24 protein-coding genes, 1 pseudogene and 1 riboswitch are annotated in these 22,664 nt (G+C 65.8%); of the genes and pseudogenes, 12 read left to right on the top strand and 13 right to left on the bottom strand.

Features of this window, described 5'->3' with window-relative positions:
- Positions 1-120: pseudogene (locus AC066Y_RS02940) on the top strand (IS30 family transposase); the annotation flags it as partial.
- 54 nt (positions 121-174) lie between these two features.
- Here the strand turns inward: AC066Y_RS02940 and AC066Y_RS02935 are convergent.
- Positions 175-348 (bottom strand): hypothetical protein, encoded by a 174-nt coding sequence (locus tag AC066Y_RS02935; RefSeq protein WP_342725913.1) that lies wholly within the window; start codon positions 346-348, stop codon positions 175-177.
- A 110-nt stretch (positions 349-458) separates the two neighbouring features.
- Positions 459-2,675 (bottom strand): TonB-dependent receptor, encoded by a 2,217-nt coding sequence (locus AC066Y_RS02930; RefSeq protein WP_478272557.1) that lies wholly within the window; start codon positions 2,673-2,675, stop codon positions 459-461.
- A 181-nt stretch (positions 2,676-2,856) separates the two neighbouring features.
- Positions 2,857-3,054, bottom strand: a riboswitch (cobalamin riboswitch).
- A 109-nt stretch (positions 3,055-3,163) separates the two neighbouring features.
- Between AC066Y_RS02930 and AC066Y_RS02925 the strand changes: the two genes are divergently transcribed.
- Genes AC066Y_RS02925 through AC066Y_RS02915 form a run of 3 tightly spaced genes read left to right on the top strand, consistent with a single transcriptional unit; the run spans position 3,164 to position 5,813 of the window.
- A complete protein-coding gene (locus AC066Y_RS02925; RefSeq protein WP_478272556.1) occupies positions 3,164-4,207 on the top strand; it encodes a FecCD family ABC transporter permease in 1,044 nt (347 codons plus the stop codon).
- Positions 4,204-4,977, top strand: coding sequence for an ABC transporter ATP-binding protein (locus AC066Y_RS02920; protein ID WP_478272555.1), 774 nt, complete (start codon positions 4,204-4,206; stop codon positions 4,975-4,977). The genes AC066Y_RS02925 and AC066Y_RS02920 overlap by 4 nt, the downstream gene beginning before the upstream one ends.
- Positions 4,978-4,982: 5 nt before the next feature.
- Positions 4,983-5,813 (top strand): ABC transporter substrate-binding protein, encoded by an 831-nt coding sequence (locus AC066Y_RS02915; RefSeq protein WP_478272554.1) that lies wholly within the window; start codon positions 4,983-4,985, stop codon positions 5,811-5,813.
- 185 nt (positions 5,814-5,998) lie between these two features.
- On the opposite strand, the gene AC066Y_RS02910 is transcribed toward AC066Y_RS02915, so the two are convergent.
- The 8 genes from AC066Y_RS02910 to soxX all read right to left on the bottom strand — a co-directional run bounded on the left by AC066Y_RS02910 (position 5,999) and on the right by soxX (position 11,832).
- The gene (locus AC066Y_RS02910; protein WP_478272553.1) at positions 5,999-7,039 is read right to left on the bottom strand and encodes an MBL fold metallo-hydrolase; all 1,041 of its coding nucleotides are present in this window, start codon (positions 7,037-7,039) and stop codon (positions 5,999-6,001) included.
- Positions 7,040-7,231: 192 nt separating this feature from the next.
- Positions 7,232-7,687, bottom strand: a complete 456-nt coding sequence (locus AC066Y_RS02905; protein WP_478272552.1) for a DsrE family protein — start codon at positions 7,685-7,687, stop codon at positions 7,232-7,234.
- Positions 7,684-9,432, bottom strand: coding sequence for a thiosulfohydrolase SoxB (soxB, locus tag AC066Y_RS02900; RefSeq protein ID WP_478272551.1), 1,749 nt, complete (start codon positions 9,430-9,432; stop codon positions 7,684-7,686). The genes AC066Y_RS02905 and soxB overlap by 4 nt, the downstream gene beginning before the upstream one ends.
- Before the next feature lie 37 nt (positions 9,433-9,469).
- Positions 9,470-9,784: a hypothetical protein gene (locus AC066Y_RS02895; RefSeq protein ID WP_478272550.1), complete on the bottom strand. Its 315-nt coding sequence runs from the start codon at positions 9,782-9,784 to the stop codon at positions 9,470-9,472.
- Complete coding sequence (gene soxA, locus AC066Y_RS02890; RefSeq protein WP_478272549.1) at positions 9,781-10,635, bottom strand: sulfur oxidation c-type cytochrome SoxA; 855 nt, start codon at positions 10,633-10,635, stop codon at positions 9,781-9,783. The genes AC066Y_RS02895 and soxA overlap by 4 nt, the downstream gene beginning before the upstream one ends.
- On the bottom strand, positions 10,632-10,943 hold the full coding sequence (soxZ, locus tag AC066Y_RS02885) for a thiosulfate oxidation carrier complex protein SoxZ (RefSeq protein ID WP_478272548.1): 312 nt from the start codon (positions 10,941-10,943) through the stop codon (positions 10,632-10,634). Before soxZ ends, soxA begins: the two co-directional genes overlap by 4 nt.
- 71 nt (positions 10,944-11,014) lie before the next feature.
- Positions 11,015-11,509 carry a thiosulfate oxidation carrier protein SoxY gene (gene soxY / locus AC066Y_RS02880; RefSeq protein ID WP_478272547.1) on the bottom strand — a complete coding sequence of 165 codons (495 nt, stop codon included), beginning with the start codon at positions 11,507-11,509 and terminating at the stop codon, positions 11,015-11,017.
- Between the two features lie 32 nt (positions 11,510-11,541).
- Positions 11,542-11,832: a sulfur oxidation c-type cytochrome SoxX gene (soxX, locus tag AC066Y_RS02875; protein WP_461357535.1), complete on the bottom strand. Its 291-nt coding sequence runs from the start codon at positions 11,830-11,832 to the stop codon at positions 11,542-11,544.
- 372 nt (positions 11,833-12,204) lie between these two features.
- Between soxX and AC066Y_RS02870 the strand changes: the two genes are divergently transcribed.
- From AC066Y_RS02870 to AC066Y_RS02855, 4 genes are all read left to right on the top strand, one after another.
- Positions 12,205-12,894 (top strand): DUF938 domain-containing protein, encoded by a 690-nt coding sequence (locus AC066Y_RS02870; protein WP_478272546.1) that lies wholly within the window; start codon positions 12,205-12,207, stop codon positions 12,892-12,894.
- A gap of 311 nt (positions 12,895-13,205) precedes the next feature.
- Positions 13,206-13,703 (top strand): type II toxin-antitoxin system HicB family antitoxin, encoded by a 498-nt coding sequence (locus AC066Y_RS02865; protein ID WP_478272545.1) that lies wholly within the window; start codon positions 13,206-13,208, stop codon positions 13,701-13,703.
- 291 nt (positions 13,704-13,994) lie between these two features.
- Complete coding sequence (locus AC066Y_RS02860) at positions 13,995-15,239, top strand: MFS transporter (protein WP_478272544.1); 1,245 nt, start codon at positions 13,995-13,997, stop codon at positions 15,237-15,239.
- A 118-nt stretch (positions 15,240-15,357) separates the two neighbouring features.
- Entirely contained in the window at positions 15,358-16,575 is a 1,218-nt protein-coding gene (locus AC066Y_RS02855; RefSeq protein WP_478272543.1) for an MFS transporter, read from the top strand.
- Between the two features lie 114 nt (positions 16,576-16,689).
- Here AC066Y_RS02855 and AC066Y_RS02850 read toward each other — a convergent pair whose 3' ends face one another.
- Positions 16,690-17,130: a helix-turn-helix domain-containing protein gene (locus tag AC066Y_RS02850; protein WP_478272542.1), complete on the bottom strand. Its 441-nt coding sequence runs from the start codon at positions 17,128-17,130 to the stop codon at positions 16,690-16,692.
- Between the two features lie 95 nt (positions 17,131-17,225).
- Here AC066Y_RS02850 and AC066Y_RS02845 point away from each other — a divergent pair, with 95 nt between their 5' ends.
- Together AC066Y_RS02845 and AC066Y_RS02840 are read left to right on the top strand one after the other, a co-directional pair.
- Positions 17,226-18,089, top strand: coding sequence for a class I SAM-dependent methyltransferase (locus AC066Y_RS02845; RefSeq protein ID WP_478272541.1), 864 nt, complete (start codon positions 17,226-17,228; stop codon positions 18,087-18,089).
- Positions 18,082-18,585 (top strand): DUF2938 domain-containing protein, encoded by a 504-nt coding sequence (locus tag AC066Y_RS02840; protein ID WP_478272540.1) that lies wholly within the window; start codon positions 18,082-18,084, stop codon positions 18,583-18,585. Before AC066Y_RS02845 ends, AC066Y_RS02840 begins: the two co-directional genes overlap by 8 nt.
- Before the next feature lie 106 nt (positions 18,586-18,691).
- On the opposite strand, the gene AC066Y_RS02835 is transcribed toward AC066Y_RS02840, so the two are convergent.
- Together AC066Y_RS02835 and AC066Y_RS02830 are read right to left on the bottom strand one after the other, a co-directional pair.
- The gene (locus AC066Y_RS02835; RefSeq protein ID WP_478272539.1) at positions 18,692-19,186 is read right to left on the bottom strand and encodes a VOC family protein; all 495 of its coding nucleotides are present in this window, start codon (positions 19,184-19,186) and stop codon (positions 18,692-18,694) included.
- Between the two features lie 135 nt (positions 19,187-19,321).
- Positions 19,322-19,867, bottom strand: a complete 546-nt coding sequence (locus AC066Y_RS02830) for a carboxymuconolactone decarboxylase family protein (RefSeq protein WP_478272538.1) — start codon at positions 19,865-19,867, stop codon at positions 19,322-19,324.
- A 168-nt stretch (positions 19,868-20,035) separates the two neighbouring features.
- Between AC066Y_RS02830 and AC066Y_RS02825 the strand changes: the two genes are divergently transcribed.
- Complete coding sequence (locus AC066Y_RS02825; RefSeq protein WP_173639359.1) at positions 20,036-21,220, top strand: acyl-CoA dehydrogenase family protein; 1,185 nt, start codon at positions 20,036-20,038, stop codon at positions 21,218-21,220.
- Between the two features lie 185 nt (positions 21,221-21,405).
- Positions 21,406-22,545 (top strand): acyl-CoA dehydrogenase family protein, encoded by a 1,140-nt coding sequence (locus AC066Y_RS02820; protein WP_478272537.1) that lies wholly within the window; start codon positions 21,406-21,408, stop codon positions 22,543-22,545.
- Positions 22,546-22,664 lie beyond the last annotated feature (119 nt).

Here is a 22,664-nt window from a genome sequence, read left to right as displayed (position 1 = left end):
GCAGCCGCCCTCAGGCGGCTCGCTCAGCGCCTCAACGATACCCCACGCAAATGCCTGGACTTCAAGACACCCGCCGAGGCATTCTCCAAGCTCAAATCAATCGTTGCACTTCAAACGTGACTCCATCTCCCGGCTTTCGCCGGGACGACGTGGGGATGGGATAGTGCTGATCCCTCACAACGGCTCGTCATCATTGCCGTAGCGATCGACCTTCGGCGTGGCGATGTCGCCATCCTCGTAATAATCGTCGTCCTGTGGCGCCGCGGGCGGCGGAGGCTTTTTCGATTTGTCGTCGGTCTTGTCGTCGATCTTGCCGCCGCCCTTGCTCTTCTTTCCGGCCTTGGCCATGCGTTTCCCCTGCGCGGGTCAAATCAGCAGCCGGAATTCTACTCCAGTTCACCGGGGCTTGTAACGTGAGGAGATGGGCGCGGCCGGTCACACCCGCCGCGCCGGATAGCTCAAAACGTCGCGCCCGCCTTGACCATGTAGGTGCGGCTGGGCAGCGGATAGGCAGAGAAGCGGCCGGCCGTGAACGAGCTCGCGATGGCGTAGTCGTAGTACAGCGCGTTGAACAGATTGTTCACGCTGAGCGACCAGAAGAAGCGGTCAACCTGCCCGCTCAGCTTGAGATCGGCGGTGGCATTGCCGGGAATCCGGCTCTGGGTGTTGGCCTGGTCGTTGTCCATGATGCGCGAGCTCCAGGCCCGCACTGTGGCATCGAACACCAGATAGTTCTGCCAGATATTCCAGGTCACGCCGAGATTGCCGGTGTAGCGCGAGACCAGCGGCACGTCGTTGCCGGCCCACATGCCTTCGCGGAACACCGCACGAGTGATCGCCATGCCGCCACGCAACGTCACAGTGTCGCTGACCTTGAGCGAGGCGCTGGTCTCTGAGCCGTAGCGGCGGGTCGGGTCGAGGTTGACGTTGTAGAACAGCACCGGATTGAAATGGATCTCGTTCTCGAGATCCATCAGATAGACGCTGCTCTGGACCTGAAACAGGTTGGTCCTGACGCGGAAGCCGCCCTCGACGTCCTGCGACGTCTGGGTCTTGAGCTGGAAGCTCTGCGGGATCGGGGCGAAGGTCAGCGGGTCGAATGACGGACCCGAAGCGACGCGCTCGTCGACGTCGGGCGTGCGGAATGCGCGCGCGGCGCGGCCGAATACCGAGAAGGTGTCGGTGAAGCGATGCTCGGCGCCGACATGCAGCGCGTACTGCGTCTCGTTGCTGTCGAGCGGCGCCGCCTGCGTGTCGAAGGCGAATGGCGCGTTCGGGTCGTAGCGGTCGCGTGCCGACACGCTGGTATTCTGGACGCGCGCACCGTAGGAGAAATCGGTGGTCGGCAGCAGGCCGATCGTGTGCTGCCAGTACCCGGCCAGGGTCTGCTGCTCGATATTGTAGATGTGGTAGGGATCGACGCCTTGATAGGCGCCGCGTGCCTCACGGAACGTCGAATCGTAATAGTCAATGCCGGTCAGGATCGTGGACGGCATCCTCAGCACGACGTTCTTGACGCTGAGCCGCGGCGTGAGCGACCAGGTTTGTAGCGCCGCATCGTTATAGGTCGAGGCGAAGCTGATGGTCGGCACGGTGCCGAAGAAGCCGCTTTGCGTCTCGCGCTGCCGCCAGCCGCCGTCGACGATGAGGTCGACGCCGTTCATCAGCGTCTTGGTGAAGCCGGCGGTAACGCTGGCGGTTTGCTGGTTGGCATAGTCGAACGGCGTCGCCGCGCCGCGGCGATCGGTGAGCAGCTCGTTGACGCCGATCGACGGATCGACCAGCCGTCCGCCGGGCAGGCCGAGCTTCTGGTCGCTGCCGGTGACGGTGAGGAAGGCGGTGAGATCCGATGTCGTGTAGTTGACGTTGCCGACGGCGTTGCGCTGGTCGAGCGCATTGTTGACGCGGTAGCCGTCGGACTTGATGCCGTTGCCGTAGAACGAGGTCGACCACGGGCCGGAATTAAGCGCCGCGGACACCGCGGCCATGCGGGTGTTGAACGAGCCGAAACCGCCTTCGGCCCTGATCGTGGCCGGCGGACCGCCGGCGCCGGTCTTGGTGATGATGTTGACCACGCCGCCCACCGCGTTGTCGCCGTAGAGCACCGCGCCGCTGTTGCCGCGCGTGATCTCGATGCGTTCGATCGAATCGAGCGGGATCGTGGTGAGATCGAAGCCGGCCTTGTCGACGTCGTTGAGGCGGCGGCCGTTGAGCAGGAACAGGGTGTTGTCGGAGGCGAATGCGCCGAAGCCGCGCAGGTCGACCGCGGTCTTGGCGCCGTTCGGGCCGCCATAAAGCGATTGCAGCTGCACGCCCGGCACCTGCGCGAGAATCTCGGGCAGCGACTGCACCGGCGAATGCGCGATGTCGTCGGCGGTGATCACGGTCGAGGAAGAGCCGACAATGCCGGCGAACTGGCGGCCGCCGCCGCCTGGGCCGCCCGTTCCGGTGGCCGGTCCGGTCCCTGTCGTGTTCGATCCTGCTCCGCTGCCCACATTGTTGCCTTGCGTGGTGCCCGGCGCCGGGCGGCGTGGCGCCGGCGCTTCGTCAGCGGCTGGCCTGGCGCGCGTAAAATTCTGGTCGCCAGGCTTGGTGATTTCGATGGCCGGCAGCTGATTGGGAGAGGGCGCCTGCTGCGCCCGTGCGGTCGAGAGAACGATTGTCGGCGCGATCATCGTCGACGCGAGCAGAAGCGCGCGGCGCCGCCGGGAAGAAGAGTTGGAGAACATCTAAGAGAGACCTCGGTAACGTCAGTGGCACGTCACCGCGAACCAGTCTCACCATCGTGCTCGCAGGCTCAGCTGCTTGCAGCCTCAAGTGAAGCTCATGCCTGTACTCCCCGACCGGCATCTTCGCGTGTGACCACGGCTGACGGCAGGTCTCCTGGCTCGCGGGTCGTTACCCTTCGTCGCCTTCCCAGGACCGAGATTCCCAGTGGCCTGTGACGAAGGATTCACCGCATACAGTTGCGGGGGCAGCCGCGGCGTTGGGGAAGTTTCCCCGCACCGCATTCCCTTTTCATCTCATGAAAGAACCGTCATGTTCATCTAGGGTTCGGCTGGGCAAAGTCAATCCGGCGAAGGTCGGGCGGCCGCCAGGTGGCCACGGTTTCTGTCGGGTGTCGCTTGTCTGCCACGGCGATCGCTGTAAGAGCATGGATCCAATGAACGTGCAGGATTTTGCCTTGGCGGCCGAGGTCGCGGCGCGGCGCCGGTGGGGCGCTACCGCGGCGCTGCTCGCGCTCGTGGTCCTGCTGCTGGTGCTCTCGCTCGGCATCGGGCCGGTGCGGCTGTCGCCGCTTGCGGTGATCGAGGCGGTGTTCGGCGGCGGCAGCGACGTGGCGCAGGTGATCGTGCGCGAGATCCGGCTGCCGCGCACCGTTCTGGCGTTCGCGATCGGCGGTATTCTCGGGCTATCGGGCGCAGCGCTGCAGGGACTGCTGCGCAATCCGCTGGCCTCGCCGTCGTTGTTCGGCGCACCGCAATCGGCGGCATTCGGCGCGGTGCTGGTGATCGCGCTGGGCCTCGCCGATGTGCGCTCCTACGCGCTGCCGGTGGTGGCGATCATCGCCGCGTTCGGTTCGGTGTTCGCGCTGCTGGCGATTGCCGGCCGCAATGCCGGGCTTTTGATCCTGATCCTCGCGGGACTCGCGATCTCGAGCTTTGCGGGGGCGGCGACGGCGCTGGTGATGAATCTCTCCAGCAATCCGTTCGTGGTGCTGGAGATCGCATTCTGGCTGCTCGGCTCGCTCGAGGACCGCAGCTTCCAGCACGTGGCGCTGGCGCTGCCCTTCATCATCGCGGGCGCGGCCATCCTGCTCAGCCAGGCGAACGCGTTCCGTGCGCTGACGCTCGGCGAGGAGGCCGCGCAGAGTCTCGGCGTCGATGTCGGGCGGCTAAGGTTGCTCGTGATCGCGGGTGTTGCGCTCGGCGTCGGCGGCGCGGTCGCGGTCACCGGCACGATCGGCTTCATCGGTCTCGTCGCGCCGCATCTGATGCGCCCCCTGATCGGTCACGATCCGGCGCGGCTGCTGGTGCCGAGCGCGCTCGCCGGTTCGGCACTGCTGCTCGCCGCCGATATCGCGGTGCGCATCATCCCCTCGACGTCGGACATCAAGGTCGGCGTGCTGACCTCGATCATCGGCGTGCCGTTCTTCCTCTATCTGATCATGCGCGAACGCCGCGCGCTCGGCGGAGGCGTGGCATGACGCTGCTCTCCGCCACCGCGCTCAATGCCTCGCTCGGCAGCCGCAAGGTGCTGCACGATGTCTCGCTGTCGCTGGAAGCGGGCCATCTGGTCGCGCTGGTCGGCCCGAACGGCGCCGGCAAGACCACGCTGCTGCGCGCGCTGGCCGGGCTGATTCCATCCGACGGCGAGATCAGGATCGGCGGCGACGCGCTGGCCGCGCTTGCGCTGCGCGAGCGGGCGAAGCGCTTCGCCTATTTGCCGCAGGGGCACATGGTGCATTGGCCGCTGCCGGCGCGCGATATCGTCGCGCTCGGCCGCTATCCGCATGGCGCGACCGATCCGGCGCGGTTGTCGCAAAAGGATATGGAGGCGGTGCTGCGCGCGATGCAGGCGGTCGAAGTCACTGAATTCAGCGACCGCCGCGTCACCGAGCTGTCCGGCGGCGAGCGCAGCCGCGTCGCACTGGCCCGGGTGCTGGCGGTGGAGGCGCCGGTGATCCTCGCCGACGAGCCGACCGCCTCGCTCGATCCGCGCCACCAGATCGACGTGATGCAGAAGCTGCGCAACGTCGCCGACACCGGCGTACTGGTCATCGTGGTGACCCACGATCTCGGGCTCGCCGCGCGCTTTGCCGATCACATGCTGGTGCTGTCGGACGGGCGGCTGGCGGCGCAAGGTGCGCCCGCTGAAGCGCTGTCCGAGAGCGTGCTGGCCAGCGTGTTCCGGGTCAGCGCCTACCGCGCCGAATTTCAGCGCGAGGCCGTCATCGTGCCATGGGCGGACGTGTGATGGGGATGCGGCGTCTCGCAGCGGTGGCCGCAGCGGCATGGCTGATGTCGTATGCAGCCGCGTCCGCCGGCGGACCGCGCATCGTCTCGATGAACGTCTGCAGCGACCAGCTGGTGCTGTCGCTGGCCGACCCGGATCAGATCCTTGGCCTCAGCCGCTTTTCGCGCGATGGCTGGCAATCCTGGGCCGCCGAGCTGGCGCGAAACTATCCGCTTCTGTCCGGTGAGGCCGAGGACGTGCTGCTGCTCAAGCCCGACATCGTCGTGGTCAGCCTGTTCGACAAGCGCGCGACGCGCGATCTCCTGAACGCCAACGGATTGCACCTCGTCGAATTCACGGTGCCGCGCACGCTGGACGAGGTGAGGGACCAGATCCGCGCGATGGGCGACGTGGTACAGCATCCGGATCGCGCGCGGGCCGAGATCGCGCGGTTCGATGCGGCGATCGCGCGGGCGCGGGCGGTGGCTGATGGTCATCACTATCGGGTGCTGCCGGTGGAGCGGCGCGGCTTTGTCTCAGGTCGCAGCAGCCTGATCAGCTCGCTGCTTGCGGCAACTGGCCTGAGCAACGCGGCCGGCGAACTCGGGCTCGACGCGGGCGGATTTGCCTCGCTGGAGGCAATCGTAAATCTGAGGCCGGATTTCATCCTGGTGTCGGAGGCCGGCGATCGCGCCGAGGACGAGGGCCGCGCCTTCCTGCTGCATCCGGCGCTGGAACGCTTCTATCCGGCCGACAAGCGGATCGTGCTGCCGGAGCGGCTGACGGTGTGCGGCGGCGTCATGCTGGCCGATGCGCTGGATCGGTTGACGGCGGAACTCAAGCGGGTGACGCGGTGATCACTCGTCATCCGTCATCCTGAGGAGCGCGTAGCGCGTCTCGAAGGATGCACGGCCCGGATGCTTCCGGGCGTTCGCCGGAGGGAGCGGGGCCGTCGCCCTTCGAGGCTCGCCCAGCGGCGCAATTGCGCCGCAAGGCTCGCACCTCAGGGTGACGGTGCTAGAAATTGTGCGCGGCTAACGGGTTACCCCGTCACCACCGGCCCGCCGGCCTTCTTCCACGCATCGATGCCGCCTTCGATATGGGCGGTGTTCGCCAATCCCGCTTTCTTCGCGGAAGCTACCGCCATCGCGGAACGTTCGCCGAAGGCGCAGAAGAACACGACGCGGCGGCCGGTCGCGGCCGCGACTTCGCGCAGCATGCCACCGGGCTGCAACGTGGCGCAAATCCCGGGATAGGGCGCGTGCAGCGCGCCCGCGAGTGTCCCGTGCTTGGCCCGCTCGCCGCTCTCGCGTAGATCGACCAGCAGGATATCGGGCCGGCCGAGGCTCGCGATGGCGTCGCGCGCGCTGATGGACAGGCCTTCCTTGGCGAGCTCGTCCTGGTGCAGGCCGACATGCATGTTGGCGGGCACCGCGACGTCCATCATCTTTGGATTCGGGAGATGAAGATTGTTCATCAGCTCGACATAGTCGTCGATCGATTTCACCTGCAGCCGCGGATTGTAGCGCTTCTCCTCGCCGATGGTGGAGACGGTGTCGCCCTTGTAGTCATGCGCGGGGAATACCAGGGTCTCTTCCGGCAGCTTCAGCAGGCGGTTGAAGATCGAATCATACTGCGCTCGCGCGCTGCCGTTCTGAAAATCGGTGCGGCCGGTGCCGCGGATCAAGAGCGTGTCGCCGGTGAAGACGCGGTCGCCCATCAGATAGCTATAGGAATCGTCGGTGTGGCCGGGCGTGTACAACGCTTCGAGGCAGAGGCCTTCGATCGTCACCTTGTCGCCGTCGGAGACGCGCATCGACACCACGTCGGCCTTGCTCTGCTCGCCCATGATGGTGATGCACTGGGTGCGGTCGCGCAGCTCGCCGAGGCCGGTGATGTGATCGGCATGCAGGTGCGTATCGACCGCCTTGACCAGTCGGAGGTCGAGTTCCTGCAGCAGCTTGCAGTAGCGGTCGGCCTTCTCCAGCACCGGATCGAGGATCAGCGCCTCGCCGCCGGCGCGGCTCGCGAGCAGATAGCTGTAGGTGCCGGACACGCTGTCGAACAGCTGGCGAAAGATCATGACGGCTTACCTGTTCTCCGGGTCAAGTCACATGGAGGATATTATTCCATAGATAGGGTCGATTCAAAGCAAATCCATCCCCCCAACTAAGCCCATCCCCGTCACCCCAAGGAGCCGCGTCGCGGCGTCTCGAAGGGTGAACGGCCCGGCTCCTTCCGCGGGAGGGGTTATGCGCGTTCAGGCGACCGCGGGTTAAGGACGGACCAGCGTGTAGCCGTTCTCGGTGAGAAGCAGGATCTGTGCGACGCCGACCTGTACTGGGGTGGCGGTCGCGATGTAGTCCGGCCGCTTGCCGGTGTCGCGCTCGATCGTGTCGAGGGTGTTGAGGCAGATGTCGACCCGCGCACCCTGCGCGACCAGGCTCTCGACCAGCTTGCGGTTCGCATTATCGGGCTTGAGCAGTTCGATGCCCGGGCCGAAGGCGACGATCTCGACCGCGACCTTGTCGGGGTCGTAGTGCTTCATCAGATTGCTCGCGACGCTGATGACGAGGCCCTGCTTCTTCGGATCGTTGTCGGAGAGCTGCAGCACGACCTTGTGCTCGGCGAACGGCTTGTCCTGCAGCGGCGCGAGCTGGGCGCGGGCCGGCGGCGTTGCCAGCGCGATCGCCGCGAGGCCGAGCGCCGCGATGAGCGCGCGCCGCGTCATCCGTGCCTCGCAATGCCCGGGTTGTCCTCGACGCCTTTCAGCGTCACGCCGGGTTCGTCGCGGTTCGGCGGCCGGCCGGAGCGCAGATGCTTGGCCACGACATCCCAGATCGGCGCGCCGTTCTGCTGGTTGACCGAAGCCCAGCCCGAGACCTTGTAGTGCTTGCCGGCTTCGAGATGCTTGCCGTTGCCGAGCTTCAGCTCGGAAATGCGCTTGCCGACGGTCTCGCCGGGCGTGCAGGTGTAGGCGAGGCCGCCGACACGGACCATGTCGCCGCCTTGCTGATAATAGGGATCGACGTTGAACAGGTTGTCGCAGACGTCTTCCAGCACATCCTTGATCTGGCTGCCGGTCATGGTCGCGACGTAGGTCTCGGGATAGGTGATCGCGGTTTCCGACAGCACGTCTTCCATGGTCAGCGGCTGGCCGGCGAGCGTGGTGAGGCCCCAACGGAAGCCCGGCGACAGCGCGATCTCGGCGTTGAGCTCGTTCAGCAGCGCATCGCAGATCAGCTGGTCGACGGTGCCGGAGAAATTCCCGCGGCGATAGAGCAGGCGGTCGGCGGTGCCGAGCTTGTCGCTCCACTCGTCGGCATGCGGATCGCGCATCTTGTCGATCAGCGTCTGCATCGCGGGATCGGGCTTCAAGAGCTCGGCGAACACCGGCAGCAGGCGGTAGCGGACATTGGCGACCTTGCCCTTGGTAAGATCGAGGTCGAGCACGCCGATGAACTTGCCGTTGGAGCCGGCATTGGTCACCAGCGTGACGCCGCCTGCGTTGGTCACCGTGATCGGGATCGGGATCGCGTCATGGGTGTGGCCGCCAAGGATGACGTCGATGCCGGTGACGCGGCTGGCGAGCTTGAGGTCGACGTCCATGCCGTTATGCGACAGCAGGATCACCGCCTCGACCTTGTCGTTGTTGCGATGGCCGTCGACGAGTTTTTGCAGCTCCTCGTCGCGGATGCCGAACTTCCAGTCTGGCGTGAAGCGCTTGGGGTGCGCGATCGGCACGTAAGGAAAGGCCTGGCCGATGATCGCGACGCGGTGGCCGCCGATCTCCTTGATCGTGGACGGCTTGAACACCCGCCCGGAGGCCGGATCGAACGCCTTGGCGTCGTTGAAAGCGGCTTCCTCGGTCAGGAATACGTTCTGTGCCAGGAACTCGCCCTTGAAGCGGGAGAGATTGTCGCGCAGCACCTCTTCGCCATAGGTGAATTCCCAGTGCCCGGTCATCGCCTCGATGCCGAGCAGGTTCGCGGCCTCCACCATGTCGGCGCCGTTCATGGCATTGGCGAGCCCGGTGCCCTGCCAGAGGTCGCCGCCGTCGAGCAGGATCGCACGTTTCTCGCCGACATCGGCGCGCAGCTTGTCGATCAGCGTCTTCAGATGCGCAAAGCCGCCGAGCCGGCCGAAGCGGACGGCGGCCTTCTCGAACTCGACGCAGGTAAAGGCATAGGCATCGGCGCTATCGGGCCGGATGCCGAAACGGTCGAGGAACGCCTTGCCGACCAGATGCGGCGGCTGGCCGGCCATCGCGCCGACGCCGATATTGACGCCGGGTTCGCGGAAGAACACCGGCTTCAGCTGCGCATGCGTGTCGGTCATGTGCAGGATGCGGGCGTTGCCGAAGCGTTCGAAGTCGTAGACGCTGGCGGTGTCGGCGCCACGCGCGAGTCGGGGCAGGCCGGCCACAAGCGTTGCGGCGGCCGAAGCTCTCAGGAAATCGCGGCGGCGGATGATCATCACTCTCTCCGCGCGGCCCCCGTGGCCCTGCGCGCCTTTAGCGAACTTCCATGTCCTTCCAGCGTTCCTTTTCGCTGGTCGCCTGGAAGATCGATGCCTTTGCCAGCGCCTCGGCCTCCTTGGCCTGGGCGACTGCCGTGTCGAAATCACCAGCTTCACCGGCCTTTTTTGCGGCGGATAGCGTCGAGGCTGTCGTGGTCCACTGGTTGCGCAGCAGGCCTGCTTCCTTGTTGGCGGCCTCAGCCGCGGCGTAGGCCGCCTTGTAGTCGGCTTCGGAGGCGGCGAGGGCTGCGGTCACCGTTGCGACCAGCAGGGCTGATGCCGCGAAGATGGCTCTGATGGCCGCGCTCATGGCCTCGCTCCCGGCCCCGAAATCGGCAGGCCATTGCTGACATAGGACAGGTAGTATTCGAGGTTGCGGTACTCGTCGTCCTGCGGATTGAGCGGCACGCCGCGGATCTGGCTGTTGCAGGTGGTGAACCGGCGGCTGGTCGTGCCCATGCCTGACCATTCCGAGCGGTAGATCGGCATCGCGTTCAGGATGCCGAGCGCCGGCGCCAGCACCTCGGCGCGGATCCTTTCGCCCGGGCTCTGGATGTGGCAAGTGGCGCAGGAGAAATTGAGCTGGCCGCGGCGGGTGTAGAAATACTCCTTGCCCTTCTGATAGGCCTCCAGCGCGCGCGGATCGTCCGGGATCTTGATATCCATCGGCTTGCCGCGCGAGGTGAAGGCCATGTAGGCGGTGAGCGCCGCCATGTCGTCCTTCACATAGGAGAACGGCGCCTCGCCATTGGCCTCGCGGCAACGATTGAGCGCGAGCTCGAGCGTGACGACCTTGCCTTCCTTCTCGTCGAAATAAGGATAGTTCTGGCGGATGCCGATGCCCTGGTTCGGGAAGCAGTCGGCGTAGGTCTTGCCGTTCTTGAACGGCGTCGAGAACATCTCCTTGCCGGCCTCGAGCGAGAACTCGTAGGGCGGAAACTGCTCCTTCTCTTCCCACTGCTTGTGCAGGTCCTCATTCATCGAATAGGGACCGTTGACGAAATCCTCTAGCTTCAGCTTGGGGAATTTGCTGGTGAAGAATTTCTGGAAGGCGGCCTTGTCGGCGGCGGGATCGACGGCGCCGGCTGCGTGCGCGGCCGGCGCCAGCAGACCGAGCGCCAGCGTCGCGATTGCTGCGCGGATTGCGAGCCGCCGGGTCATTGAATCTTCGCCGTCGTGGTGTCGGTCGCGCCCTTGTTGTCGACCCAGCTGACCTTCAGGTCGTCGCCCTTCTTGCCGCCCTTGAAGGCGAACTTGACGTAGGGATCCTTGGAGACGCCGCCGCCCCAGTCGGCGACGAACACCGGCTTGCCGTCATGCTCGAAGGTCAGCACCTGGATGAAATGCGGCGGGACGATCTCGCCCTTGGCGTCCTTGACGAAGCCGGAATCCATCGGATGCTGGATCAGCGCCTGCACCTCGGTGGTGTCGCCGTTTGACGTGGCGCGCACGCGAATGCTCGATGCCATCTGGTTTATCCCTGTTGTTTGCGCATGATCTTATCGGAAAACCGGTTCCCACTTTTCCGGATCATGCGCGCTCAGCCGCCGCAGCCGCCGACGGTGACCTTGATTTCCTTTTGGGCGCTGTAGAGCTTGCCGCCGGCCTCGACGATCACGGTGACGTTGCTGGTCTTGGCCATCTTGATGCGGTTGGCGACGCTCGGCAGCGTGCCGGCCGGAATCCTGTACGTCGCGATCAGCGAGATCGGGTTCTCGCTGACCAGGAACGAGATCGAGGTGACGTCGGCCAGTGTCGTGGTCGCGGAGATCGGCACGACAGCGCCGTTCTCGGCGATCTCCGGTGCGTCCATCTTGACCTTGTCCGAGGGCTCGGCGGTCTTGCCATAGAGCGCCTTGATCGCATCGGCCTCGTTCTTCTGCTTGAACGCCTCTTCCGGATATTTGTCGTTGGCGGCGGCGAGCGCCTGCGGCACGTCGAACGGAATGACGCCGAGGCCGATCAGCGCGGCGACGCCGGCGCCCTTCAACACCAGGCGGCGGTCCCTAAAAAATTCGCTGGTCGTGATGTTCATCGAAAAAATCTCCTCAAGCTGATGTCGCCGCGTCACAGCGTCTGCAGGAAGTCCACCACCGCGTTGATTTCCTTCTCGCTCAAAATCCGGTTTCGGCCGAACGGCGGCATCACCGTCTGCGGGTTGCGCTTGGTCTCATCGGTCACGATCGCGATCAGCTCGTCGCGGCTGTATTTAGCCTTGAGGCCGGTCAATTCAGGGCCGATCGTGCCGGGCAGGTCGCCGCCCTTGATGACATGGCAGGTCAGGCAATTGCCCTTGCCGCGGTCGAAGGCGAGCTTTTGGCCCTCGGCGGCGGATTGGGCCTGCGCGGGCGCGGCCATGGCGGTGCCCGCCAGCAGCGCCAGGACAAGGGCTGGCTTGGAGAAAGTGGCGATCAAGGACGTTTCCCGGGCTTCAATCTCGATGATCCCATCGCAATATAAAGAGTGGAAAGCACAAAGGCCATCGGCTGGCAACTCGGAGAATGGTTGCGAGCGCGAGGCGGTTAACGGTCATCCGCGTGCACAGAACCATGCCCGTCACCCTGAGGTGCGAGCGGAGCGAGCCTCGAAGGGTCGCCGGCCCGACTGTGGCCGATTCATCCTTCGAGGCTTGCAAGGGCTCGCACCTCAGGATGACGGGAAGGGCATCTGTCGGTTCCGTTTTGCCCATCGTGGCTGCACTGTCTACATACGGCTAACAGGAGAAGCGCGGTGGCGGAGTTTGTGGTGGAGTTCGGCAAGGACGGCAGGCCGGTCGAGGCGGACGGGCGGCTCGATGCGGCAGCCTTTCACCGCAATCACCAGCCGATCTGGGCGGTGCTGAAGGATTACCTTGCCGGCCGATCCGGCGACGTGCTGGAGGCCGGCAGCGGCACCGGCCAGCATGTCATCTACTTCGCCGGTCGGACGCCTGACATCATTTGGTGGCCGAGCGACCTCCATGCCGCGCATCTGCGCAGCATCGAGGCCTGGCGCGCGCATGCCGCCCTTGCCAACATCCGACCGCCGCATCCGATCGATCTGTCGGACCCGGCCTGGTCGCCGGTGCCACCGGACGGCAAAGGTCCGGACAAACTGCTTGCGATCTTCTGCGCCAATGTGATCCACATCGCGCCGTGGCGCGTCGCCGAGGGCCTGTTCGCCGGCGCCGCGCGGCATCTGCGCGCCGACGGCCGGCTGTTCCTCTACGGCCCGTTCAAGCGCGGCGGCAAGCACACCGCGCTCAGCAATGCCGTGTTCGACACGTCGTTGCGCGAACGCGACGCCGAGTGGGGCGTGCGCGACATCGCCGATCTCGAGACGCTTGCGGAGCGCGTCGGGCTGAAGCTCGACCGCAGCTTCGAGATGCCGGCCAACAACATGATCCTGATGTTCGTCCGGAAGGATGCGGCTCAATCGTAAAGCGATTGGCCGACTGCGTCTGCCGTAGCGCAGCGTGCGAAGGCGGAAGGCGTAATCCATCATTGTGACGTGCCGCGAACGATGGCGGGTTATGCTTCGCTAGCCCGCCCTGCAAAACCATATTGGCTTAGCTATAGGCCGGGCACCATCAGTCCCGACGCAGCCGGCAACGTTCGTCGGCAATCCCGGCACTTTCGTCACGTTCTGTCAGCCGCCGTCGTCGATCGCCAGGATTTCCTCGTTGATCCGAGATGTGTCATTTGACACACCTATTGTGTGTGAAATAGCATACTTCGACGACGGAGGCCAGAATGAAGAGACGGCTCTATCCGGCCGTGCTGGAGCGCGGGCCGCGCGGCGCGTTCGGGGCGTGGTTTCCCGACTTTCCCGGCTGCGTCGCCGGCGGCAAGTCGCAGGAAGAGGCGATCGAGCGGGCCGAGCGGGCCCTGGCGCAGGCGGTGGACGGCTGGGCCGAGCAGGGCCGCGCGCTGCCGGAGCCGACGCCGATCGAGCGGATCGTGCCGCCGAAAGGCTCCGACGTCGCCGCCTTCTTCATGGTCGGCGTCGATCCGCCCGATCCATCCGAGCGCGTGAACGTCTATCTGCCGAAAAGCCTGATCGCGCGCATCGACAGGCGCGCCGCCGAGCTCGGCATGAGCCGTTCGAGCTTCTTCGGCTTTGCGAGTTCGCTCGCGCTCGAATGGCCGGGCGGATATCCGCGCGGCGCCCCGATCGCGCCGCGCTCCAGGGTGCACAAGACCGGCGCGCTGCGCGCCGAGAAGCGGCCGGGCAAGAAGCCTGTGCGGTAGGTGATGCGCCATGCAACACGCGACGTCGTCCTGGCGAAAGCCAGGACCCATTACCCCAAATGCTGGTTGTTGCGCGTGGCTGGGGCCGCGATCCCTCCTATAACAAAACTCGGTGGTTATGGGTCCTGGCTTTCGCCAGGACGACGCCGGAGTGTGGGTGTTCGACCTGGCCAACAACCGTGCGCCTCCCGCATGGCCTACGTCCGTTTGCGCCGGTTGATCGGCCTGCACCTGCTCTCCATAGTGCGCGCGATTGGAGGCTCCCGCCGGGGCTTCAAGGCGGGACGACCGATGATCGACGTGACAGCTGCGGACGAAATCAGCGATGACGCGCGGGCGCGCAGCAATGTGTGGCGGCTTGCGGCGGCGCAGGCGCTGACCGGCGCCAATTCGGCCGTGATCTTCGCCACCGGCTCGATCGTCGGTGCGTCGCTGGCACCCGACATCTCGCTCGCGACGGTGCCGCTCTCGATGTACGTGCTCGGGCTGGCCGCCGGCACGCTGCCGACCGGCGCGATCTCGCGCGCCTATGGCCGGCGGGTCGCCTTCATCGTCGGCACCTTCTGCGGCACGCTGACCGGTGCGCTCGGCGCCTGGGCGATCCTGCACTCATCGTTCTGGCTGTTCTGCGGCGCGACCTTCCTCGGCGGGCTCTATGGTGCCGTCGCGCAGTCCTATCGCTTTGCCGCCGCCGATGGCGCCAGCGTCGCATTCCGGCCCAAGGCGGTGTCGTGGGTGATGGCCGGCGGCGTGTTCGCCGGCGTGCTCGGGCCGCAGCTCGTGCAATGGACCATGGACATCTGGCCGCCTTATCTGTTCGCGTTCTCCTTCGTGATGCAGGCGCTGGTCGCGCTGGTGGCGATGGCGGTGCTGTCGGGTCTCGATGCGCCGAAGCCCGCGCCGGCGGATCTGCACGGCGGCCGCCCTCTGCTCGAGATCGCCAGACAGCCGCGCTTCATTGCGGCGGCGCTGTGCGGCGTGATCGCCTATCCGATGATGAATCTGGTGATGACCTCGGCGCCGCTCGCCATGAAGATGTGCGGGCTGTCGGTCAGCGATTCCAATTTCGGCATCCAGTGGCACATCGTGGCGATGTACGGCCCGAGCTTCTTCACGGGCTCGCTGATCGCCCGCTTCGGCGCGCCCGTCATCGTCGCGCTCGGGCTGGCGCTGGAGGCGGTCGCCGCGATGATCGGGTTGTCAGGGATCACCGCGCCGCACTTCTGGGCCACGCTGTTCGTGCTCGGCATCGGCTGGAACTTTGCGTTCGTGGGCGCCTCCGCGCTGGTGCTGGAGACGCACCGGCCGCAGGAACGCAACAAGGTGCAGGCGTTCAACGATTTCCTCGTGTTCGGCATGATGGCGATCGGCTCGTTCTCGTCGGGCCAGCTGCTGGCGCATTACGGCTGGAACGCCGTCAACGTGGTGGTGTTTCCGCCGGTGCTGCTCGGCCTTGCCGTGCTGTCGCTCGCGTCGTTCGCCAAGCGTCGGGCGAAATTGCGCGCGGTGGCCGAGATTCCAGACCTCAGCATCTGATTTCCTGCTGCCAATTGCTGACACTTCGATCGGCTTCGAAATGATCGGCTTGCAAGGCTGCTTGCATCGTGGGAACGGATTGGTCCGGCCATGACGATGTGAGAAGCAAGAGCAAGAAATGGACGCATCATCGCCCGCGCTGCATGACGAATCCTCGCTTGGCTACGAGGGCTGGCGCATCGTCGTCGTCTGCTTCCTGCTTGCGACCTTCGGCTGGGGATTGGGCTTCTATGGCCAGAGCGTCTATGTCGCCGAGCTGCAGCGGCTGCACGGCTGGCCGGCGTCGCTGATCTCGTCGGGCACGACGTTCTTCTATTTGTTCGGCGCCGCGCTGGTTGCCTTTGTCAGCGAGGCGATCAAGGCGTTCGGTGCGCGCAGTTGCCTGATCGCCGGCACCCTCGCGATGGCGGTCGCCGCGGTTGCGATCGGCGAGGTGCGCGAGCCCTGGCAGCTCTATCTCGCCGATGCGCTATTGGCGTTCGGCTGGGCCGGCACCAGCCTCGGCATCATCACCAACACGCTGGGCCTGTGGTTCGACAAGAAGCGCGGCATGGCGATCAGCCTGGCGCTGAACGGTGCGAGTTTTGGCGGGATTATCGGCGTGCCGCTGCTGGTGGCGGGGATCGGCACTTTCGGCTTCTCCGGCGCGATGATCGCGGCCGCCGTGCTGCTCGTCGTGGTGATGGTGCCGGTGATCCTGATCTTCGTCGGGCGGCCACCGGTGCATCTGCATGCGGTGACTTCAGCGGCGGCCGATGCGCCGTCGGCGGCCCAGGTGCGCGCCCGGGCACTGCGCGATATCCGTTTCCTCTCGGTCTCGATTGCCTTCGCGCTGGTGCTGTTCGCCCAGGTCGGCTTCATCGTGCATCTGATCGCCTATCTCGATCAGGTGATCGGGCGCGAGCGCGCGACGGTGGCGATGGCGCTGTTGACCGCGATGGCGGTGGTCGGCCGGGTCTCGTTCTCCTTCGTGATCGACCGGCTCAACCAGCGGCTGGCGTCGGCGCTGTCCTTTGTCAGCCAGGCGATCGCGCTGGTCGTCATCATCAACGTGCACAACGACATTGCCCGGATTGCCGCCTGCGCGCTGTTCGGCTTCTCGGTCGGCAATCTGATCACGCTGCCGGCGCTGATCGTGCAGCGCGAATTCGATCCGCGCGCATTCGGCGTGCTGGTCAGCCTGATCACCGCGATCAACCAGATCACCTACGCCTTCGGCCCCGGCGTGATCGGGCTGCTGTACGACCTCTCCGGCAGCTACACGCTGCCGTTCTACGGCTGCATCTGCCTGGAGCTGATCGCGGCGGTGACGATCATGATCGGCCGAAAAACGTAGCCCGGATGAAGCGAAGCGTAATCCCGGAACAATGTCACCTCATGGAGAGACCCCCGGATTTCGCGGAGCGTGTCATCGGGCGCGCGTTCGCGGGACCCGTTAGCTGCATCCGGGCTACGATCCCGACTTGCGTCGCGGTTTCTTCGCCTTCTTCTCACCGATCTTGCCGGCTGCCGCGACCCGCAGCAGGCGTCGGAACGTCGGACATTCCATGTGGGTCGGCGCGGGACAGACGGCGGCGTGGCGCAGGCCGTCGCGCATCGCGTTGAGCCGGCGGATGGTGCGGTCGAGGTCGTCGGCCTTGGCAGCCAGCATCTTCCGGTCGATGCGCGGCCTGCCGTCGGGTGCGAACATTCTCGCGATCTCGTCGAGCGAGAAGCCGGAAGCGCGCCCGAGCGCGATCAGCGCCAGCCGGTCCAGCACGGCCGGATCGAACAGCCGGCGCAGCCCGCGCCGTCCATGCGAGGCGATCAGTCCTTTTTCCTCGTAGAAGCGCAAAGTCGAGGCGCGAACGCCCGACAATTGCGCCACCTCCGCGATGTCGATGTCCCGCATGGCCTTGACCTCAAGTTCACTTGAACTGGCAGTGTGCCGCCAGGCGCTTGCCCAAGGCAAGCATCAGGACGGGCAAATAGCAAAAGGACGAGATCATGAGTGTCGCACCGCAGGCCGAGGACGAGCAGGTCAAACTCTGGAACGGCGCTGCCGGGCGCGCCTGGGTCCAGACACGCGACGTTCTGGAAGGGATGTTCAAGCCGCTTGAAGAGCTGCTTGTACGGGCGGTGGCCGATGCCGCGGCCGGCCATGTGCTCGATATCGGCTGCGGCACGGGCGCCACGACATTCGCCGTCGCTGACGTGCTCGGCCCGCAGGGGCATTGCACCGGCATCGACATCTCCGAACCGATGATCGCGGCGGCGCGTGACCGCGCGGAGCGGGAAGGGCGGCCTGCCGACTTCATCTGCGCCGACGCACAGTCCCATGGCTTTGCGCCGGCGAGCTTCGACATCATCATCTCGCGTCTCGGCGTGATGTTCTTTGCCGATCCGGTGCAGGCCTTCGCCAATCTGCGCCGCGCGGCCCGGCCGGGTGCGGCGCTCCGCTTCATCGCGTGGCGCGGTGCGGCCGAGAACCCGTTCATGACGACGGCGGAGCGGGCGGCAAAGCCGCTGCTGCCGGATCTCCCGCCGCGGCGTCCCGACGCGCCGGGGCAATTCGGCTTCGCGGACCGGAAGCGGGTCGAGCGCATCCTGGAGGACAGCGGCTGGGGCGCGATCGCGATCGAGCCGATCGATATCGCGTTGAGCTTTCCGGCATCGGAGCTGACCCGTTATGTGAGCTGGCTCGGCCCGGTCGGCACGATGCTGCAGGGGATGGAAGAGCCGCGTCGCACGCAGGTGATCGAGGCCGCACGCGGTGCTTTCGATCGCTACGTCCACGGCAACGAAATTCGCTTCACCGCGGCCTGCTGGATGGTCGCGGCACGCGCGCCGGTGGAGGCTGCGCATGGCTGACGCCGTGGAATTTCTGGCGCGTGCGATGCTGATCGGGACCGGCGCGACGGTCGTGATGGATATCTGGGGACTGGTCCGCAAGCGCCTGCTCGGCATCCCGCCGCTGGACTATGCGCTGGTCGGCCGGTGGCTCGGCCATCTCGCATCCGGGCGCCTGCGCCACGACCGCATCGCCGCGTCGCCGCCGGTCGCGGGCGAACGGGCGATCGGATGGACCGCGCATTATCTGATCGGGATCGGCTTTGCCGGCGTGCTGCTTGCGATCTTCGGCCTTGAGTGGGCGCGGCAGCCCAGCATCGCTCCGGCTCTGATCGTCGGGATCGGCAGCGTGGCTGCACCATTCCTGGTGATGCAGCCCGCGATGGGCGCGGGCTTTGCCGCGAGCCGGACGCCCCATCCATGGGCGGCGCGGCTGCAAAGCCTCCTGACGCATGCGGTGTTCGGCGTCGGGCTCTACGCGGCTGGCTGGATCGTCCAAAACTTGCTGAACCTGTAGCCCGGATGGAGCGAAGCGCAATCCGGGAACAGCATCACTTCATGGAGGCGAACCCCGGATTTCGCTTCGCTTCATCCGGGCTACAAACTCCTTCCGGGCTACGGAATTACGCCGCCCGCTGCTTCAAGAGATCCTCGAGGTCCAGCCGGCGCGTGAACATCGAAAGCTTGCCGTCCGCGCTGCGCGGCCATTCGGCTTCGGGTCGGTCCCAATAGAGCTCGACGCCGTTCTCGTCGGGGTCGCGCAGGTAGAGCGCCTGGCTGACGCCGTGGTCGCTGGCCCCGTCGAGCTGGATACCGGCCGACAGCACGCGATGCAGCGCATCGGCGAGTGCCGGGCGGGTCGGATAAAGGATGGCGGTGTGGAACAGGCCGGTGGTGCCTGGCGGCGGCGGATGGCCGCCCTTGCTCTCCCAGGTGTTGAGGCCGATGTGGTGGTGATAGCCGCCGGCCGAGATGAAGGCCGCGTCCGCGCCCATGCGCTGCTGCAACTGGAAACCGAGCACGCCGCAATAGAAGCCGAGCGCCCGCTCGAGATCGGCGACCTTGAGGTGGACATGCCCGATCCGCGTGCCCGCGATGATGGGGGGATTTTCCGGCATGAGCTGGCTCCGTTGGCATCAATGCCGTGCCGTCAGGGGCAAGGCTTCGCCACCTGATATAGTCCGGATTTGCCGGCGCCGGAGCAATCCATCCTGAAACGCAGCGTTTCCGAACGGCGCCACGGCCGGCTGAACCTAGCAGAGCTCCGACAACTCGCCACCCGGCAGCTGGAACTCGAACGTGTTCAGCGTCATCGACACCATGGTGTAGTAGCCGCAGAGGCCGATCACCTCGACCAGCCCGCGCAGGCTCAGCACCTCGACCGCCTCGTCATACAGTCCCTTCGGCAGGCCATGACCTTCGTGCAGCGCCTTGGCGACGTCGTAGACCATCCTGGCCTTGGGATCGTCGAAGCTCGGCGTCCGGCGCACCCGAATGTCCTCGATGATCTTCGGATCGAGGCCGCCCTTCAGCGCGAGGCGCTTGTGGGCATACCATTCGTAATGCGCGGTCCAGTGCCGCGCGGTGACGAGGATCGCGATCTCCGACAGCTTCGGCGGGAAGACCGTGTCGAAGCGAAGCACCTCGCCGAGCCGCGTGGCATGCCGCGCCATCTCCGGGCTGTTCAGCCAGGCCATCATCGGTGCCGGCGGCGCGCCGCGCTTGCCGGCGATCGACTCGTCGTAGGTTTCTTTCTGGGCGGGGTTCATTTCGCTAGGCGAAAGCAGCTTCAGCCGCATGTCCGTTTCCTCTTGTTTTTCAATCGTTACCCCACTTCGGCGATACACCCGATCGCGTGAGGGGAGTAGCGACGCCAGAGCATGGCGCGGCTGCGAGGCATATTGAACTCGGCGGCCGCGCGGGGCTAAGGTCGATTCCAATTCGACGATTTTGACTGGAAACGCACCATGGCTGACCTCGAGAAATTCCGCGCCGAGACCCGCGCCTGGCTGGAGCAGAACTGCCCGGCGGAGATGCGCAAACCGATGACCTCCGATGGCGACACCTTCTGGGGTGGCCGCAACACGAAATTCTCGTCGGACGCACAGCGGGTCTGGTTCGAGCGGATGCGCGACAAGGGCTGGACCGTGCCGCATTGGCCGAAGGAATATGGCGGCGGCGGCCTCGACGGCGAGGAAGCCAAGATCGTGCGCCAGGAGATGGCGGCGATCGGGGCGCGTCAGCCGCTGACCTCGTTCGGCATCTCGATGCTCGGACCTGCGCTTTTGAAATACGGCACCGAGGAGCAGAAGAAGGAGCATCTGCCGAAGATCACCGCAGGCCTGATCCGCTGGTGCCAGGGCTATTCCGAGCCGAACGCCGGCTCCGACCTCGCCTCGCTGCAGACCCGCGCGGTGAGCGACGGCGACGACTACATCATCAACGGCCAGAAGATCTGGACGTCCTACGCCAATTACGCCGACTGGATCTTCTGCCTGGTGCGCACCGATCCCGCAGCCAAGAAGCACGACGGCATCAGTTTTATTCTGTTCGACATGACGTCGAAGGGGGTATCCACGAAGCCGATCTTGCTGATCTCGGGCTATTCGCCGTTCTGCGAAACCTTCTTCGACAATGTCCGCGTGCCGAAGTCGCACGTCGTGGGCACCGTCAATCGCGGCTGGGACGTCGCGAAATACCTGCTGCAGCACGAGCGCGCGATGATCTCGGGCATGGGCGAGCGCGGCGTCGGCCGTCCGCTCGGTCAGATCGCCGCCGACTCGGTCGGCGCGGACGCGCAAGGCAGGCTCGACGACGCCCAGCTGCGCAGCCAGATCGCGAGCTTCGAGGTCGACGAGGCCGCGCTCGCCGCGGCGGCGGAGCGCGCGGTCGATCTCGCCAAGGCCGGGCAGTCGCATCCGGCGTTCTCGTCGGCGATGAAATATTACGGCACCGAGCTCAACAAGCGGCGCTACGAGATCCTGATGTCGGCGGGCGGCATCGACGCGCTGGAATGGGAGAGCGACCGTTCCAGGGGCGGCGCCCGTCCGCGCGCCTGGCTGCGCACCAAGGCCAACTCGATCGAGGGCGGCACCTCGGAGGTGATGCTCGGCATCGTCGCCAAGCGCATCCTCGATCTGCCGGGCGCGTGAGGCACCGTTTCACCACGCGTCATTTCAGGATGGCTCGAAGGGCCAGGCCCGGAATCCATAACCACGATCGGGAGTATGGATTCTCCGATGTGCAATTGCACATCAAAGCTCGCGACTATGTCGCGCCCCGGAATGACGAACTCAACATCGTCTGAATTTGAATTATCGAAGAGCGGAATCTATCCATGGCCCTCGTCCTCACCGAAGAACAATCCATGCTGCGCGACAGTGCGCGCGGTCTCATCAGCGACAAGGCGCCGGTGGCGCATTTGCGCTCCTTGCGCGACAGCAAGGACACCACCGGCTTCTCGCGCGAGCTCTGGAAGACCTTCGCCGAGATGGGCTTCTCCGGCCTGCTGGTGCCGGACACCTTCGGCGGCAGCGGGCTCGGCTGCGTCGAGGCCGGCATCGTCATGGAAGAGATCGGCCGCACCTTGATGCCCTCGCCATTCCTCGCCACCTCGGTGCTTGCGGCCTCAGCGCTGTCGCGCGGCGGCAGCGAGGCGCAGAAGGCGCAGCATCTGCCAAAGATCGCCAACGGCTCGCTGCTCGCGGCGCTCGCGATCGATGAAGGCGCGAAGCATCGTCCCTTGCAGACGAAGTTGCAGGCGACGCGTTCCGGCAACGGCTTCAAGCTGTCCGGCGACAAGGCCTTCGTGGTCGACGGCCATACCGCCGATCTGCTGATCGTCGCGGCGCGCACGGCCGGCAGCGCCGGCGACAAGAACGGGTTGACGCTGTTCCTGGTCGATCCGAAGGCGAAGGGCCTCGCGGTCGAGCGCACCGCGATGGTCGATTCGCACAACGCGGCGCGCATCGTGTTCGACAATGTCGAGGTCAATGCCGACAGCGTGCTCGGCGAGGTCGACCAGGGCTTTGGGCTGCTCGAGGGCGTGCTCAATATCGGCCGCGGCGCGGTCGCCTCCGAAATGGTCGGTCTCTCCGAAGAGGTGTTCGGCCGTACCGTGACCTACCTGAAAGAGCGCAAGCAGTTCGGCAAGGCGATCGGCGAATTCCAGGCGCTGCAGCACCGTGCCGCCGAGCTCTACATCGATATCGAGATCACCCGCGCCGCCGTTCTGAAGGCGCTGCAGGCGCTCGATGCCGATCTGGGCAAGGCGGGCAATGCGGTCGCGGTGGCCAAGGCGCGCGCCGGCACCACCGCGACGCTGGCCGTCCAGGAGGGCGTGCAGATGCACGGCGGCATGGGCATGACCGACCAGTTCGACATCGGCTTCTTCATGAAGCGTGCCCGCGTCTGCCAGGAGCTGCTCGGCGACAGCAATTTTCACACCGACCAACTGGCGAGCGGCAAGGGATACTGAGAGGCCGCGCTGGCGCCGCGCAACGCGCTGTCGCCACACAACAGGCTGTCATCGCCCGGCTCGACCGGGCGATCACCCGCTTTCGCGGGTGATGACAGCTGCGGATGCGGTGGCGGCTG

The organism is Bradyrhizobium sp. USDA3010, assembly GCF_056429065.1.
Note: the sequence above shows the minus strand (reverse complement) of the source record. Positions and strands in the feature narration are given on the sequence as shown.